Origin of the sequence: Paraburkholderia sp. WS6 (assembly GCF_030464835.1) — a bacterium.
Taxonomy (GTDB): Bacteria; Pseudomonadota; Gammaproteobacteria; order Burkholderiales; family Burkholderiaceae; genus Paraburkholderia; species Paraburkholderia madseniana.
Map to the genome: position 1 here is coordinate 50709 of NZ_JALQCK010000016.1, position 15103 is coordinate 65811.

Below are 15103 nucleotides of genomic sequence, written 5' to 3' on the forward strand. Positions count from 1 at the left end.
CTTTACTGCGGCAGCGCCGATGCCGCGATCGGCGCCGTCGGCGCCGGACCGCCTACCACTGCCTGGTCGGCGGCTTCGGCTGCCGTGACGGGGTGCACCTTCAACCACTCCGCATGGAACTGGCGGTTCAGGTGGTTCGGCTCGCGGCCGCCGGCTGTGGGCGTGGGGCCGAACACGCCGCGCATCGCGACGAATGCCAGCATGTTGGCAAGAAACAAGATGGCGATCAGCCAGCGCAGCATCGTTAGTATTCCCCGTTAATGAGTTCAGCCACTGTCATCCCGCCGTAATTCGGAAGGCCGCGGCTTAGACGTCGCGTTCCATCGCGCGCTCGGCAGCAATCAGCGCAAGCCCCGACAGCACCAGCGAATCGTGGCGAGTATGCGGCACTTTTAGCGCACTTGTCACTTCGTCCACGGCGCCGCCGCTTACCACCAGGCGGACCGGCACCTGCCATTCGTCCTGCAAGTCACGCCACATGCGCTCGATCAGGCCGGCTTGCGCCAACGTGCATCCGGCCGACAACGAGCGTGGCGTATCTGTCGCGAAGAACGGGCCGCGGCGATCGCGATGAGACGGGGCGTCCGCATCGAGCAAGCCGCGCGCGGCGTGGGCGTCGAGTGTCGGCAGTTGCGCTGTGTGCTCGCCGAGCGAGCGCATCATCAAGGTCCAACCCGGCGCAATCAGACCGCCGACAAAGCTGCCGTCCGCACGCAACGCTTCAAGCGTGGTCGCGGTGCCGAACGTCGCAATGAGCAGATTCTCACCGGGAAATGCAGCGTGCGCTCCAATCAGGCCCGCCCAGCGATCGCTGCCGAGCGCATGCGGCGTCGTATAGCTATTGGTCACGCCGCATTGTTGAGCGCAGGCGCGGATCGTCGTGCGCGGCAGTTGCGGCCAGTGAGCGTCGAGTAGGGTGGCAATCCGTGCCGCGACGCTTTCGCCCGCCACGTTGGATAACCATGCGCCACCCGGCGTCGGCAACGTCGACCAGTCAGGCTGGTCAGCGCCGCCGTGCGCGAGCGCGCCGGTCGCGATCTGCGTACCGTCCGGCTGCACCAGCGCCCACTTGACGCGACTATTGCCCGCGTCGATCAACAGATAAGGCGCGCCGCTCGTCATGCCGTACCGTCGGCCAGACGCAGCGAGACGTCACCGGTCGCGACGGTCAGACGCCCGGCCGCCGTGTTGAGCAGCAGTTGTCCGCGTTCGTCGACGCCCGCGGCCACGCCGCGCGCCAGCTCTTTACCTTGCTCCAGCAGCACGACTTCACGGCCCGCGTAGGCGTGCACGGCGTTCCAGCGCGTCTGGAACGGCGCGAAGCCTTCCGCACCGAAGCGCTGCAGCGCGGGTTCGAGCGCGTTCAGTTCCGCCGCCAGCGTATCGGTGAGGTTTGCGTTCGGCAGCGCGCGTTGCAGTGCGGTCGGTGTGGCGCCGCGCGCTTGCGCCGGCACGTTCGCGTTGAGCGCGCCGACCTTGGCGGCGAGCTCGTCCGCACCCTTCACATTGGTGCCGATACCGATCACCACGGCGCTCGCCTCGTCCGTGCTCCATGCGGTTTCGATCAGGATGCCGGCCAGCTTGTCGCCTTCGAGCAGCACGTCGTTGGGCCACTTCAGCGCGATCTGTCCAGGACCTGCGACCGGCAACGAGCGCAGCCCGTCGACCAGCGCCACGCCCACCGCGAGACTCAAGCCCGCCAGTCCTTCGAGCGGGCGCGGCAGCACGCATGCCACCGAAAACAACAACGCATTGCCCGGTTCCGCATACCATGGTCGGCCACGACGGCCGCGGCCCGCGGTTTGCAGATACGCGACCCGCACGATCGGCCGCGGCAGCGCGCCGGCCTTGCGCGGCAATGCCTTGACGCGCGTCATCAGGTCGGCGTTGGTCGAGCCGGTTTCCTCGACGATTTCGATCGGCCAGTCATGCGCGTGCGGACCGAATAGCGCGACGGCGCGCTCGCGGTCGATGCGCCAGTCGGAGGCCGCAGCGGCTTGGGGTGGGGTCTTGGAGGCGTTCATGTCTCATATTGTAGCCACAGCGAACGCTACGAGTCCGTGAGCACGGTTCAAGCGCCGCGCCTTCGTTACAATGACCCCTAATCCGATAACCAGATTCCAGCGATCCTTGAACTACGACACTCCGCCCGGCCTTGAAGTCGCGGCTGGCAGCCAAGGCAAGATCGTCCGGCTCTCGGGCCAGTGGACGGCGCTCGCGCTCGCACGCGACAAGGCCACCGGTCACGTGATCCCTTTGTTGCGCACGCTGGTCGGCGCTGAAGGCATCGGCCAGTGGGACCTGTCGCGTATCGACCGGATGGACCACGTCGGCGGTCAGGCTTTGTGGCGCGTGTGGGGCCATAAGATGCCCCCGGACACCACGCTCACCGATACGCAACGCGACATTTTCGAGCGCATCGCACTGCTCGACACGGCGCGCGAAAAGGTCGAGCCGGTGATCAAGTTCGATCCGTTCACCCGGCTGGGCCTCGCGATCTTCTCGTTCTTCGAGCACCTGTACGGCGGATTCGGCATGCTCGGGCAGGTCGTGCTCGATCTTCTCGCGATCGCGCGCAAACCGAAAATCACGCCGTGGACCGAGATCTCGGCGAACGTCTATAACGCCGGCACCAAGGCCTTGCCGATCACCGCGCTGGTCGCGTTCCTGATCGGCATCGTGCTGAGCTATCTGTCGGCGCAGCAACTGCGGCTGTTTGGCGCGAATCAGTACATCGTCAATATTCTTGGGCTGTCGGTGATTCGCGAACTGGGGCCGGTGCTGTCGGCGATTCTGGTGGCGGGCCGTTCGGGCTCGGCGATTACCGCGCAGATCGGCGTGATGCGCGTCACCGAAGAACTCGACGCCATGCGCGTGATGGGCATCCCGCACGGCCTGCGGCTGATTTTGCCCCGCGTGGTCGCGCTCGGTGTCGCCATGCCGCTCCTCGTGATGTGGACTAACATCATCGCGTTGACGGGCGGTGCGCTCGCCGCGAAGATCGTGCTCGGCATCGACATGAGCTACTTCGCGCGCGCCTTGCCGAGCGTGGTGCCGGTCGCGAACTTGTGGATCGGCCTTGGCAAGGGCGTCGCGTTCGGCATGCTGATCGCGATCGTCGGCTGTCACTTCGGCTTCCGTATCAAGGCCAATTCGCAAAGCCTCGGCGAAGGCACGACGACCTCGGTGGTGACCTCGATCACCATCGTGATTCTCGCGGACGCGGTGTTCGCGATCCTCTTCCAGAACGTGGGGCTAGGATGATCGCGCCACTCACCCAGGCCGTACGCGGCCAACCGATGCCCGAGATTGCGGAGCCGGTGATCGAGGTGATCGACATCACCAAGCGCTACGGCCGCAACATCGTGCATCAGCATCTGAATTTCGACGTGCGGCGCGGCGAGATCGTCTCGATCGTCGGCGGGTCGGGCTCGGGCAAGACCACGCTGGTGCGGCAGATTCTCGGGCTGGAGCGGCCGTCGTCGGGAACGATCAAGCTGTTTGGTCAGGACATTGCCACCATTTCGCCTGACGATGCGCTGCTTATGCGCAGCCGCTCCGGGATGCTGTTTCAGCGCGGCGCGCTGTTCTCGTCGCTCTCGGTGTTCGACAACGTCGCGCAGCCCTTGCGCGAACTCGGCAAGGTGCCCGAAGACCTGCTGCGCGACATCGTGATGCTCAAGCTCGAAATGGTCGGCCTGCCGTGCAAGCACGCGTCGAAGATGCCGTCGGCGCTTTCGGGCGGGATGATCAAGCGTGTGGGTATTGCGCGCGCCATTGCGCTTGAGCCGGAGTTGCTATTTCTCGACGAACCGACCGCCGGGCTCGATCCGCAGGCGTCGGATGAATTCGTCGAACTGATTTCCGCGTTGCATCGCGCGCTTGGTCTGACGGTGGTGATGGTCACGCACGATCTCGACACGATGATCGCGCTGTCCACCCGCGTCGCCGTGCTGGCGGATCGGAAGGTGCTGGTCGCCGCGCCGGTCGAAGAGGCGGCGGGCGTCGATCATCCGTTTATCCGCGAATATTTCCTCGGCCTGCGCGGGCGTCGCGCGCTGCAGGCGCTGCCGCCGGAGCGCCGCGCGAAATTGCCGCGTGCGGCGCTCGAATCGGCATCGTCCGAATTGCCGCTGTGAACCAGGGAACCTGACAATGGAAAATAAATCACATGCCTTCTGGGCAGGGATCTTCACGGTGGCCTTGCTGGCTGCAATCGCAGTGGCGGCCTTTTTGTTCAACGTCGACCGTTCCGTGCGGGTGCCGTACGATCTGATTGCGCGCACCAACGTCACGGGGCTCTACACCGACGCGGCGGTGCGCTATCGCGGGCTCGACGTCGGCAAGGTGCAGTCGATCAAATTCGATCGGGATCATCCTGGGCAAATCCTGATTCGCATTCTCGTCGACACGCACGCGCCGATTACGCACTCCACATTCGGCAGCCTCGGGTTCCAGGGCGTGACGGGTATCGCCTTCATCCAGCTGGATGACAGTGGGCGCGATCCGACGCCGCTCGCGTCGTCGGCGAAAGCGGTGGCGCAGTTGCCGATGCATCCGGGCTTGCTCGATCAGTTACAGCAACGCGGCGACGTTTTGCTGCGCAAACTCGAAAGAGTCACTGACGACGTCGACAATCTGTTGTCGCCGGAAATGGTCAGCCAGTTGCAGGGCACGGCAGCGAGCTTTCAGAAGGCCGCCGACGGTGTCGCCACGCTGACCCAGCAGATGGCGCCGGCAGCCGGCAAGCTGCCCGCCACGATCAACGCACTGGATCGCACGCTGGCGTCGACCAATCAGTTGATCACCAGTCTGAACCGCCCGGACGGGCCGTTCGAGACCAACCTGAACAAGGTCGGAACGGCTGCCCAGCAAGCGGGCGACGCGCTGGTGTCGATGGACAGTTCGATCCAGGAGTTGTCGGCGCGCGTCGGTTACGACACGCTACCGCGCGTCAATTCGCTCGCCGAAGACGTGCGCTCCGCGGCCCGTTCCGTGGACCGCGCTGCCGACACGTTCAGCACCAATCCGCGCAGCGTGCTGTTCGGTGCGCCGAGCGCTTCGCCGGGCCCTGGCGAAGCGGGTTTTACGTGGCCCGCCGCCCGAGCCGCCGCGCATGCTGCCCAATGAAATGATTTGCAGGTTTTGAAGAAGGAACATGGTTATGTCACGCTCGATTCACCGATTGTTGTCCTCGAGCGCCGCGCTTGCGATGCTGCTCGCGTTCGGCGTGCTGGCTGCAGGCTGCGCCGGCACCCCTGCGGCAATCTCGGACATCCGCTACGACCTCGGGCCGCCGAATCCGGCGGCCTCGGCCGGCACGCTGCCGGCGGTGAAGGTGCTCGATGTCAGCGCGCCCGACAACCTCGAATCTGACAAGCTGATTTACCGGCTCAGCTACGCCGACGCGCAGCAGACGGCGTCGTACGCGAACAGCCACTGGACCATGATGCCGTCGCAACTGCTGACCCAGCGTCTGCGCGGTGCGCTCAGTTCGCGTGGCATCGTGCTGACCGGGGCTGACGGCGTGCACGCGCCGGTCCTGAAGGTCGATCTGAGCGAGTTCGAACAGGTCTTCGATAGCCGGTCGGAAAGCCACGCCGCGGTCACCGCGCGCGCCACGTTGACGCAGAACGGCAAGGTGATCGGCCAGCGCACTTTCCTCGCGCGCGCGCCGTCCAGTTCGGCGGACGCAGCCGGCGGCGCGCAGGCGCTCGCCGCGGCCAGCGACGACCTCGTCTCGCAGATCGGCGCATGGCTCGGCGTGCAGGCGCTGGTCGCCGCGCAATGACCGGCATGCAGCGCAAAGAACGGAGCGCTGCATGAGCGTTAAGCCCTGGCAGCGCCGTCCTTCGGCGCTCGCCCGGCAGGCGCTGGGGCTGTACACGGCGCTGATCGTCTACGGGTCGTGGTATCCGTTTTCCGGCTGGCGTTCGCTCGGCCTCGCTCCGTTTGCCTATCTGTCCGATCCCATGCCGCAGTACCTGACGGCGTTCGACGTCGTCACGAACGTGCTCGGCTATATGCCGTTCGGCGCGCTGGTGGTGCTCGCGGTGTATCCGCGTTGGCGCGGCACGCTGGCGGTGGCGTTGGCTTTCGTGCTCGGTGGGTTGCTGTCGGGCGTGATGGAGGCGGTGCAAACCTATCTGCCGACGCGCGTTGCCTCCAATCTCGACCTGGCCGCCAACGCGCTCGGCGCGCTGCTCGGCGCGGCGATCGTGTCGCCGGCCACCGGCGCGTTGCTCGATCGCGGCTTGCTGCGGCGTGTGCGGCTCCTCTGGTTCGAGCGCGACACGGCGGCGCTCGCCTGTCTCGTCGCCTTGTGGCCGTTCGCGACCATGTACCCGGCGCCACGGCTTTTCGGTCTCGGTAACTGGCCGCGCGCGCTGTGGCTGCGTTTCGATTCGACGACGCAAGATGCCTTGCTCGCATGGACACCGCCTGCCTGGCACGTCGGCGCGTGGCCGGCGCTGGTTGCCGCCTGGCTGCCCGACGACGCTTGGGAAGCCGTCATCACCACGCTCAATCTGTTCGCCGCACTGGCTCTCGCCTCGCTGCCGGTGCGCCGCCATGCGCCACTCGTGCGCCTGTTGATCGTGTTTATCGTCATGACTTTGTGCGTCAAGGCGGGAGCGACCTTTCTGCAATCGCAATCCGGTCTTGCGTTCGACTGGGCGACGCCCGGCGCGCTGGCAGGGCTCGTGTGCGGTACTGTCACCGCACTGCTGGCGCTGGGCTTGCGGCGCAGGTTGCGCGCGGCGCTCGCGGCCTGCGCGCTGACGATCGCGCTCGTGTTCGTCAATCTGCTGCCGGTCAATCCGTATTTCGATGCCGTACTGGCGGACTGGCGCCAGGGACGGTACCTGCACTTCAATGGTCTCGCGCATTGGATCGCGTGGATCTGGCCGTATGCGGCGCTGGTGTGGCTCGCCTATCTCGTCGAACAGGTGTGGCTCAAGCGGCGCGTGGAGCGCACATGAAGCAAGGGCGACGCGTGCGTGCGGCCGTGCGTCCGCCGCTCAGCGACCGCCAGCCCCGCTCGCTATAATCTTCTGCACAACAGGCGCGTTGCGGCGCTTCCAGCGCCATTCCCACTCTTACAGTCTCGCCCCTCCGGACATCATGGACTCCTACTACAAGTACCACGTCTTCTTCTGTCTCAACCAGCGCGATCCCGGCGCGGAGCGTCCGAGTTGCGCGAATTGCAATGCGCAGGCGATGCAGGAACACGCGAAAAAGCGCGTGAAGCAACTCGGCCTTGCAGGCCCGGGCCAGGTGCGTATCAACAAGGCCGGCTGTCTCGAGCGTTGTGAGCTCGGCCCGGCGCTCGTCGTGTATCCGGAAGGCGTCTGGTACACGTATGTCGACGAGAGCGACATCGATGAAATCGTTGATTCGCATCTTGTGAACGGCAAAGTCGTCGAGCGTCTGAAAATCGATCAATAAACCGCGCCATGAACGTACATACCAAGAAATATCTGATCGACGGCCCGATCGGCAAGATCGAAGTCGCCCTGGATCTGCCCGATGACATGCGTGACAACGGCGCCGCGCCGCGCGGCATCGCGCTGGTCGCGCACCCACACCCGCTGTTCGGCGGCACGATGGACAACAAGGTCGCGCAGACGCTCGCGCGCACGCTCGTGCAGTTGAACTACGTGACGTACCGCTCGAATTTCCGGGGTGTCGGCGAAACGCAGGGCGAGCATGACGCCGGTGTCGGCGAGCGCGACGATCTGCGCGCCGTGCTCGATCACATGCGCGCGCAAGCAGGACAGGGCGATCTGCCCCTCGTACTGGCGGGTTTTTCGTTCGGCACCTTCGTGTTGTCGCACGTGGCCGCGAAGCTGCGCGAAGAAGGTCAGGCGATCGAGCGAATCGTGTTCGTGGGCACTGCGGCGAGCCGGTGGGAAGTCGCGCCTGTACCGGAAAACACGCTCGTGATTCACGGCGAAATCGACGAGACCGTTCCCATTCAGTCGGTTTTCGACTGGGCGCGGCCGCAGGAATTGCCGGTCGTCGTGATTCCGGGGGCAGAGCATTTTCTGCATCGCAAGCTGCACGTCCTGAAGCGGATCATCGTCGACACGTGGCGTTAAAGCATGCGCCGCGCGTGTTTTCCGGGGTACAGGTACGTGCAAACGCAAATTAATCGCCGCCCTTTGCTCAAAGATACCAGGATAGCGCGCGTATAATGAGCGCTCTTTTTTGGGCGCAGCATCGCCCACCCGGCAGTTCGCGCGACGCGTAGCTTCTTTCTCGCGCGCAGCGGTGCCGGATGCGAGGTGTGCTGCGCGAACCGATCGCGTCGCCGGAAGTCCAATGGGCGCCGCGCCGTTTTTACGGCCTGACGCTCGCCGACCGGCTCCTCCAATCTGTGCGCCCTGCGCGCGATGTATTTTTCCGCACGAATCGACCCTATGCGTTTCTCCACCTCCGGCCGCACGTCATTCCCGTCAGTTTCTTCTTTCGTTCCCACTACGCTTAGCCGTGCCGTGACCCTCGGCATCGTGCTGCCGGCCACGCTCGTTGCCAGCACGGCGTTCGCGCAGGTGCCGCCGCCCGGGGTGAACGCGCGCTCGTGGGTGCTCGTCGATGCCACCAGCAATCAGGTGCTCGCCTCGGGCAATCCCGACGAACGTGTCGAACCGGCCTCGCTGACCAAGCTGATGACCGCGTACCTCGTCTTCGAAGCACTGCAGACGAAGAAGATCACGATGGACCAGACGGTGATGCCGAGCGAAGCGGTGCGCCGCGTGCGCACCGACGAATCGCGCATGTTCATCGAAGCCAACAAGCCGGTGACCGTACACGATCTGGTGTACGGCATGATCATCCAGTCGGGTAACGACGCGGCGATCGCGCTGGCCGAACTAGTGGGCGGCAGCGAGGCGCAGTTCGTCAACATGATGAACACCGAAGCGCAGAAACTCGGCATGAAGAACACGCATTTCGCCGACGTGAACGGCATGCCCGACGCGCAGCACTACACCACGGCGGGCGACCTCGCGGTGCTGTCGGCGCGCCTGATTCGTGACTTCCCCGACTACTACAACATCTTCTCGGTCAAGGAATTCACGTACAACAAGATCAAGCAGCCGAACCGCAACCGTCTGCTGTGGATCGACCCGACAGTGGACGGCCTGAAGACCGGTCATACGCAAGCGGCCGGCTACTGCCTGATCGCCAGCGCGAAGCGTCCGCTGCCGGGCACGGCCGACGGCTCGCGCCGTCTCGTCTCGGTGATGATGGGCGAGGTCAAGGAACACGACCGCGTGCAGGACAGCCTGAAGATGCTGAACTACGGCTACACCGCGTACGACACGGTGCGTCTGTACAAGGCGAGCCAGGTGGTAGGCACGCCGCGCGTCTACAAGGGTGCGCAGGACACCGTGCAGATCGGCGTGAAGGGCGATCAGTACATCACCGTGCCGAAGGGCATGGGCGACAAGGTGAAGCCGCAGATCGAACAGATCGATCCGCTGATCGCACCGATCGCGAACGGTCAGCAGGTCGGCACCGCGAAGCTCGTGGCCGACGGGAAGGTGCTGGCGCAATTCCCGATCGTCGCGTTGCAGGCTGTGCCGCAAGCCGGCGTGGTTGGCCGCGTGTGGGATTCGCTCATGCTGATGTTCAACAAGAAGAAGTAAGAGCCCGATTGCGATGACCGCTGTTTCCGATGTTTCGCTCGACCCGATCGTTTATTTGAACGGCGAGCTGGTGCCCTTGTCCGAAGCGCGCGTGCCGGTTCTCGACCGCGGCTTTATTTTCGGCGACGGCATTTACGAAGTCGCGCCGTTGTATCCGCATGCGAGCGGCCGTACGGCGTTTCGCTTCAGGCATCATCTGGCGCGCCTAGCGCGCTCGCTGGACAAGATCGGCATCGTCAATCCGTTCGACGATGCCGGCTGGCGCGAGCTGATCGACCGCGTGGTCGCGGCTAATGAAGCGGACGCAGGCCTGCGCGCCGATCAGGACGCGATTGCTTACGTTCAGATCACACGGGGCGTCGCGAAGCGCGGTCACGCGTTTCCGGCCGGCATCCAGCCGACCGTGTTCGTAATGGTTACGCCGCTGAACCTGCCGGACGCCGCCCAGCGCGCGCAGGGCGTGCGCTGCGTCACTGCTGAAGACCGCCGCTGGCTCAATTGCGACATCAAATCGGTGTCGCTGCTCGGCAATGTTTTGATGGCGCAGTACGCGGCTGAAAACGACGCGTTTGAAACGATCCAGTTTCGCGATGGCATGCTGACTGAAGGTTCGTCTTCGAATATCTGGATGGTGAAGGACGGCGTGTTGTACGCGCCGCCCCGCAGCCGCAAGATTCTCGAAGGGATTCGCTACAGTCTGATCGAAGAGCTGACGAGCGAATGCGGCATCCGCTTCGAAGCGCGCGAGATCGCCGAAGCCGAGCTGCGTGCCGCCGACGAGATTCTGGTCAGTTCCGCCACCAAGGAAGTGCTGCCGGTTACGCAGCTCGACGGTCAGCCGGTCGGTAACGGCAAGCCGGGCGCGGTGTTTGCGGCCTTGTACGCGGCCTATCAGCGTGCCAAGGCCAAGGAAGCGCAAGAAGCGCAGCAAGGAGTAGAAAGTGAATCCCGCGAAAGAATCATTGCTTGAGTTTCCGTGCGACTTTCCCATCAAGATCATGGGCAAGTCGCATCCCGAGTTCGCCGAGACGATTGTCACGGTGGTTCGGCAGTTCGATAACGAAGTTGATCCCGCTCGCGTGGAAACGCGGCCGTCCAGCGGCGGCAATTACACCGGTTTGACGGTTACCGTGCGCGCGACGAGCCAGGCGCAGCTCGACGATATTTATCGCGCGCTCACTGGCCATCCGATGGTGAAGGTGGTGCTTTAACGCCAGGCTCTGTGCCTACGGATGCCTCTGGATTACGGCGTGACGCGCAATGCGTCTGCCGCCAGATCGGCGCTTGCTGCAGGCCCTGCCTCGCAAGCCTGCTCGAAAAGCTGTTTGAACCGTCCCACTTCTTCGAATACCCAGGCGCGGAACGCCTTGACGCGCGCGGTTTCGAGCATCTGCGGCGGGCAGATGAAGTAGTACTGCCACGGGCTCGGTCCATCCACATCGAATAGCCGCACAAGGCGGCCTGCCGCGATCTCGTGCATCGCCAGCGAACGGCGCGTGAGCGCGACCCCCTGGCCGTCGATGGCCGCCTGCAGCAGGTTCGACGAATCCTGATATAGCACGCCACGCTTCGGCTCAGGCCAGTCGGTGAGGCCGGCGGCATCGAACCACGGGCGCCAGAGTTCGTCGTCCGAGCGCAGGAGCTGAACCTTGGCCAGATCGGCCGGCGTTTGCGGCAGCTTGCCACCGTTGAAATTCGGCGCGCAAGCCGGAAAGAAGATCTCCTCCAGCAGCAACTCCGCGTGCAGCCCCGAATATTTGCCGTAGCCGAAGCGGATCGCCACGTCGACGTCGTCGCGCGCGAAGTCCGTCAGCGCGTTCGTGGACAGCAGTTCGAGGTCCCACTGGGGATGCGCCTCGATAAAGCTGCCGATGCGCGGCGTCACCCAGCGCGCCGCAAACGAGGACAGCATGGACACGACCAGGCGCCGTTCGCGGTCGCCGGCACGGACTTCGCGGGTGGCGTCAGCAAGTCCCATCAACGCGGTGCGCACGCGCGTGGCATAGCGGCGACCCGTGTCCGTGAGCCGTACGCGCTTGCCGTCGCGGGCGAACAGTGCGATGCCCAATTCTTCCTCCAGCGCGCGAATCTGGTGGCTGACGGCGCCGTGCGTGACGAACAGCTCGTCGGCGGCGCGCGAGAAGCTCTCGTGGCGGGCGGCGGCTTCGAACGCCTTGATGGCGTTCAGCGGGGGTAGTTGCCGGAGGTCCATCGCAATATTTCTCACATAGAGGTGAAAATAGATCGTTTTGCGTAAACCCTTGCTACGCCTAGGATTGTAGTCACGAAACGAATTTTGGCGAGGGCATGATGCGAGAAATTTCCTCTAGTATCGCGTTTGAAATCCGCAATGGCGAAACCATTCCTATGAAGGTAGCACGCAGCACCAAGCTGGTCGTGCACGGCGGCGCGGTGTGGGTCACGCGCAGCGACGATACCGAGGACTACTGGCTGCAGCCCGGCCACACGCTACGGCTGCGGCGCGGTGAGCGCTTGTGGTTGAGCGCCGAGGGCAGCACGCATGCGAAGGTCGCGTTTTCGGTGCCGACACGCTGCGATGAGCGTGCGCTGAACTGGCTCGCGCGGGTCGGCGAACGGCTGGCGGCCCGCATGCGGGGGGGCTGGCGCACGGTGTGAGCGCTGGCGGCGCCGTGACGCGATGGCGGACCGGCGCTGCAGTTGAACGGCGCTCCGGCGCGAAACGAAGCGCGACTCCGGTAAGCGGAGTTCCGGCAGGAAACGAAGCGCCGCCGAGTCCTGAAGTGGGCGCGTCCGGCGGGGATGCCAGGATTTCGGTAAACTGTCGGGATCATGTGCACCACCCCGGTTTCCCCGTCTCCCTTGCCCGCCACGGCGCCGCTTACGCTGCGCTGGCTCGGCAACGAACCTTACGAAGCCAGTTTCGAAGCGATGCGCGCGTTCACCGACGCGCGCACCGCCGATACACCCGACGAGATCTGGCTGGTCGAACACCCCCCCGTCTTCACGCTAGGCCAGGCCGGCGACCCGGCGCATCTGCTGGCCGCCGACAGCGGCATTCCGCTCGTCAAGGTCGACCGGGGCGGGCAGATCACCTATCACGGGCCTGGACAGGTGGTTGCCTACCTGCTGCTGGACCTGCGCCGACGCAAGCTGATGGTGCGCGAGATGGTCACCCGGATCGAGCAGGCCGTGATCGACACCCTCGCGGCGTATAATCTCGCCGGAGAACGCAAGGCGGGCGCCCCCGGTATCTACGTGGCGCCTGGGCCGGACGCCGGGTTGCATGCCGGCGCCAAGATCGCCGCGCTGGGTCTGAAAATCCGCAACGGCTGCAGCTATCACGGCGCGAGCCTGAATGTGAACATGGACTTGCGGCCGTTTCTGGCCATCAACCCATGCGGCTACGCGGGGCTCGAAACAGTCGATATGGCAACGCTGGGCGTTGCCGCCGGCTGGGACGACGTGGCCCGTACCTTTGCAGCACGCCTCACCGCAAACCTCGACGGCAGTCCCGCGGCCGTCGCCCAACCGCAGGCCGGTGCCCTCACCGCCTGACTGGACCGAACGAATGACTGACGTTACCGCGAACCTCGCAGCTTCTCCCGCTCCTGATGCCGTGCCGGCTTCCGCCGCTGCCTACGACGCCACCGCGAAGCAGAAGGCGCAAGCCAAAACCGCCCGTATTCCGATCAAGATCATCCCGATCGAAAAGCTGAAAAAACCGGACTGGATCCGCGTCAAAGCGGCCACCGGTAATTCGCGCTTTTCGGAGATCAAGCAGATTCTGCGCGAGCACAACCTGCACACGGTGTGTGAAGAAGCGAGCTGCCCGAACATCGGCGAATGCTTCGGCAAGGGCACCGCGACGTTCATGATCATGGGTGACAAGTGCACGCGCCGCTGCCCGTTCTGTGACGTTGGCCACGGCCGCCCGGATCCGCTCGATGTGGATGAACCGGGCAATCTGGCGCGCACCATCGCCGCGCTGAAGCTGAAGTACGTGGTGATCACCAGCGTCGACCGTGACGATCTGCGCGATGGTGGCGCTGCTCACTTCGTGGAATGCATCCGTCAGACGCGCGAACTGTCGCCGGAGACACGCATTGAAATTCTGACGCCGGACTTCCGCGGCCGTCTGGATCGCGCGCTCGGCATTCTGAACGCCGCACCGCCTGATGTGATGAACCACAACCTCGAAACGGTACCGCGTCTGTACAAGGAAGCACGTCCCGGTTCGGACTACGCGCATTCGCTGAAACTGCTGAAGGATTTCAAGGCGCTGCATCCGGACGTCGCGACCAAGTCCGGCTTGATGGTCGGCCTCGGCGAGACCGAAGAGGAAATTTTGCAGGTGATGCGGGATCTGCGCGAGCACGACGTGAACATGCTGACGATCGGCCAGTATCTGCAACCGTCGGAACACCATCTGCCGGTGCGCTCGTATGTGCATCCGGACACGTTCAAGATGTACGAGGAAGAAGCGTACAAGATGGGCTTTACGCACGCCGCTGTGGGCGCGATGGTTCGTTCGAGCTACCACGCCGATCTGCAGGCGCATGGAGCCGGGGTGGTTTGAGCGATTAGACCGAATAGCTGTCTGAAAATAAAGCCCGCACTTGTTGCGGGCTTTGTTCTTTTGGGGAGCACGGAATGAACGATTCAGCAGTTCCTCCCGGCGATCTGCCTGCGTTGCCTAGCGGTAATAACGTGCGAGCAGACTGCAAGTAACAGATATCATTCCGCCGATGATCGTGAAGGGGTAAAGAAAGAGGATGAAGCGATGGCGCAGTGCGCGGTCTTCGATGAGGCGGTCGATCAAATTGGGCATGCTGGATCTCCTTGAGACTAGGATGAAAATTATAGATCAGAGCGCCGAATTTAGTTAGGTAAACGAATAATGAGATGCGGAAAAGGAGACTGCGACGACAACGGTTATGAGCAGCGAAAACCACATCAACCAACCATCACGCTCCTGTTCTCCCGCGTGACGCGCTGGGCGAGCCGCTGCATCGGCCGCACCCAGGCACACTAGTATTGACGCTGCGACGATAAAGAGCACGTGCCAGAGAAGTGCGGCCAAGATGAGCGCTAACCTGCTGCGCGTCGGCGCTTCGCTCAACGCACCACCAATCTCGTAGCATGCGCTGGCACACATCGAAATGACGACCCAGAAAAGCTGGCCATCCTGAATGGATCGCCGCGTAATACCTCGCGCCGCGTGCCGGTAGTAGCGTGAAAAGTTCAATAGGGGAAGTAATGCGATCGGCGCAAAAACAGGCACGCCGACATTGAAAAACAACCAGCTCAAGCGGCTAAGAAAATCGACCATAGGAATGCGAATTGAAGGTAACCCGCTGATCATGCCGCCGCCGCGGCAGTGTGACAATCCGCCGAATGGCCAGCTTTTGCAAAGGCATCCCAATCCGTAACCATTCGCTAGAACCCTTCTACTGGCCACCGCAGCAGTCGCC

General features: G+C 63.9%; 19 protein-coding genes. 13 read left to right on the top strand and 6 right to left on the bottom strand.

Annotation, left to right across the window (positions count from 1 at the left end; all coding sequences use genetic code 11):
• Positions 1-2 precede the first annotated feature (2 nt).
• The 3 genes from M0D64_RS20005 to M0D64_RS20015 form a co-directional block, all read right to left on the bottom strand.
• Complete coding sequence (locus tag M0D64_RS20005; protein WP_154564142.1) at positions 3-242, bottom strand: hypothetical protein; 240 nt, start codon at positions 240-242, stop codon at positions 3-5.
• A 64-nt stretch (positions 243-306) separates the two neighbouring features.
• The gene (locus tag M0D64_RS20010) at positions 307-1122 is read right to left on the bottom strand and encodes a type III pantothenate kinase (RefSeq protein WP_266258940.1); all 816 of its coding nucleotides are present in this window, start codon (positions 1120-1122) and stop codon (positions 307-309) included.
• The gene (locus tag M0D64_RS20015; RefSeq protein ID WP_266258941.1) at positions 1119-2024 is read right to left on the bottom strand and encodes a biotin--[acetyl-CoA-carboxylase] ligase; all 906 of its coding nucleotides are present in this window, start codon (positions 2022-2024) and stop codon (positions 1119-1121) included. The genes M0D64_RS20010 and M0D64_RS20015 overlap by 4 nt, the downstream gene beginning before the upstream one ends.
• A 106-nt stretch (positions 2025-2130) precedes the next feature.
• Here M0D64_RS20015 and M0D64_RS20020 point away from each other — a divergent pair, with 106 nt between their 5' ends.
• From M0D64_RS20020 to M0D64_RS20065, 10 genes are all read left to right on the top strand, one after another.
• A complete protein-coding gene (locus M0D64_RS20020; protein WP_266258942.1) occupies positions 2131-3264 on the top strand; it encodes an ABC transporter permease in 1134 nt (377 codons plus the stop codon).
• Positions 3261-4139 carry an ABC transporter ATP-binding protein gene (locus M0D64_RS20025; protein WP_171925136.1) on the top strand — a complete coding sequence of 293 codons (879 nt, stop codon included), beginning with the start codon at positions 3261-3263 and terminating at the stop codon, positions 4137-4139. The genes M0D64_RS20020 and M0D64_RS20025 overlap by 4 nt, the downstream gene beginning before the upstream one ends.
• Positions 4140-4155: 16 nt before the next feature.
• The gene (locus M0D64_RS20030; protein WP_266258943.1) at positions 4156-5130 is read left to right on the top strand and encodes an MlaD family protein; all 975 of its coding nucleotides are present in this window, start codon (positions 4156-4158) and stop codon (positions 5128-5130) included.
• Between the two features lie 34 nt (positions 5131-5164).
• Complete coding sequence (locus M0D64_RS20035) at positions 5165-5791, top strand: ABC-type transport auxiliary lipoprotein family protein (protein ID WP_266258944.1); 627 nt, start codon at positions 5165-5167, stop codon at positions 5789-5791.
• Between the two features lie 31 nt (positions 5792-5822).
• Positions 5823-6980, top strand: a complete 1158-nt coding sequence (locus M0D64_RS20040) for a VanZ family protein (protein ID WP_266258945.1) — start codon at positions 5823-5825, stop codon at positions 6978-6980.
• A gap of 142 nt (positions 6981-7122) precedes the next feature.
• The gene (locus tag M0D64_RS20045) at positions 7123-7446 is read left to right on the top strand and encodes a ferredoxin (RefSeq protein ID WP_054035677.1); all 324 of its coding nucleotides are present in this window, start codon (positions 7123-7125) and stop codon (positions 7444-7446) included.
• Between the two features lie 8 nt (positions 7447-7454).
• Positions 7455-8099, top strand: coding sequence for an alpha/beta hydrolase (locus M0D64_RS20050; RefSeq protein WP_266258946.1), 645 nt, complete (start codon positions 7455-7457; stop codon positions 8097-8099).
• Between the two features lie 321 nt (positions 8100-8420).
• The gene (locus tag M0D64_RS20055) at positions 8421-9650 is read left to right on the top strand and encodes a D-alanyl-D-alanine carboxypeptidase family protein (protein ID WP_171925139.1); all 1230 of its coding nucleotides are present in this window, start codon (positions 8421-8423) and stop codon (positions 9648-9650) included.
• 13 nt (positions 9651-9663) lie between these two features.
• Complete coding sequence (locus M0D64_RS20060; protein WP_266258947.1) at positions 9664-10620, top strand: D-amino acid aminotransferase; 957 nt, start codon at positions 9664-9666, stop codon at positions 10618-10620.
• Positions 10592-10861 (top strand): DUF493 family protein, encoded by a 270-nt coding sequence (locus tag M0D64_RS20065; protein ID WP_054035680.1) that lies wholly within the window; start codon positions 10592-10594, stop codon positions 10859-10861. The genes M0D64_RS20060 and M0D64_RS20065 overlap by 29 nt, the downstream gene beginning before the upstream one ends.
• Positions 10862-10893: 32 nt before the next feature.
• Here the strand turns inward: M0D64_RS20065 and M0D64_RS20070 are convergent, their stop codons facing one another.
• Positions 10894-11862, bottom strand: coding sequence for a transcriptional regulator GcvA (locus M0D64_RS20070; protein ID WP_266258948.1), 969 nt, complete (start codon positions 11860-11862; stop codon positions 10894-10896).
• 98 nt (positions 11863-11960) lie between these two features.
• Here M0D64_RS20070 and M0D64_RS20075 point away from each other — a divergent pair, with 98 nt between their 5' ends.
• The 3 genes from M0D64_RS20075 to lipA all read left to right on the top strand — a co-directional run bounded on the left by M0D64_RS20075 (position 11961) and on the right by lipA (position 14208).
• Positions 11961-12287 (top strand): DUF2917 domain-containing protein, encoded by a 327-nt coding sequence (locus M0D64_RS20075; protein ID WP_054035681.1) that lies wholly within the window; start codon positions 11961-11963, stop codon positions 12285-12287.
• Between the two features lie 174 nt (positions 12288-12461).
• A complete protein-coding gene (lipB, locus tag M0D64_RS20080) occupies positions 12462-13187 on the top strand; it encodes a lipoyl(octanoyl) transferase LipB (RefSeq protein WP_175051934.1) in 726 nt (241 codons plus the stop codon).
• A 13-nt stretch (positions 13188-13200) separates the two neighbouring features.
• A complete protein-coding gene (gene lipA / locus M0D64_RS20085; protein WP_266258949.1) occupies positions 13201-14208 on the top strand; it encodes a lipoyl synthase in 1008 nt (335 codons plus the stop codon).
• 117 nt (positions 14209-14325) lie between these two features.
• Here the strand turns inward: lipA and M0D64_RS20090 are convergent, their stop codons facing one another.
• The gene (locus M0D64_RS20090; protein WP_266211018.1) at positions 14326-14460 is read right to left on the bottom strand and encodes a hypothetical protein; all 135 of its coding nucleotides are present in this window, start codon (positions 14458-14460) and stop codon (positions 14326-14328) included.
• A 54-nt stretch (positions 14461-14514) separates the two neighbouring features.
• Complete coding sequence (locus M0D64_RS20095) at positions 14515-14994, bottom strand: hypothetical protein (protein WP_266258950.1); 480 nt, start codon at positions 14992-14994, stop codon at positions 14515-14517.
• Positions 14995-15103: the final 109 nt, after the last annotated feature.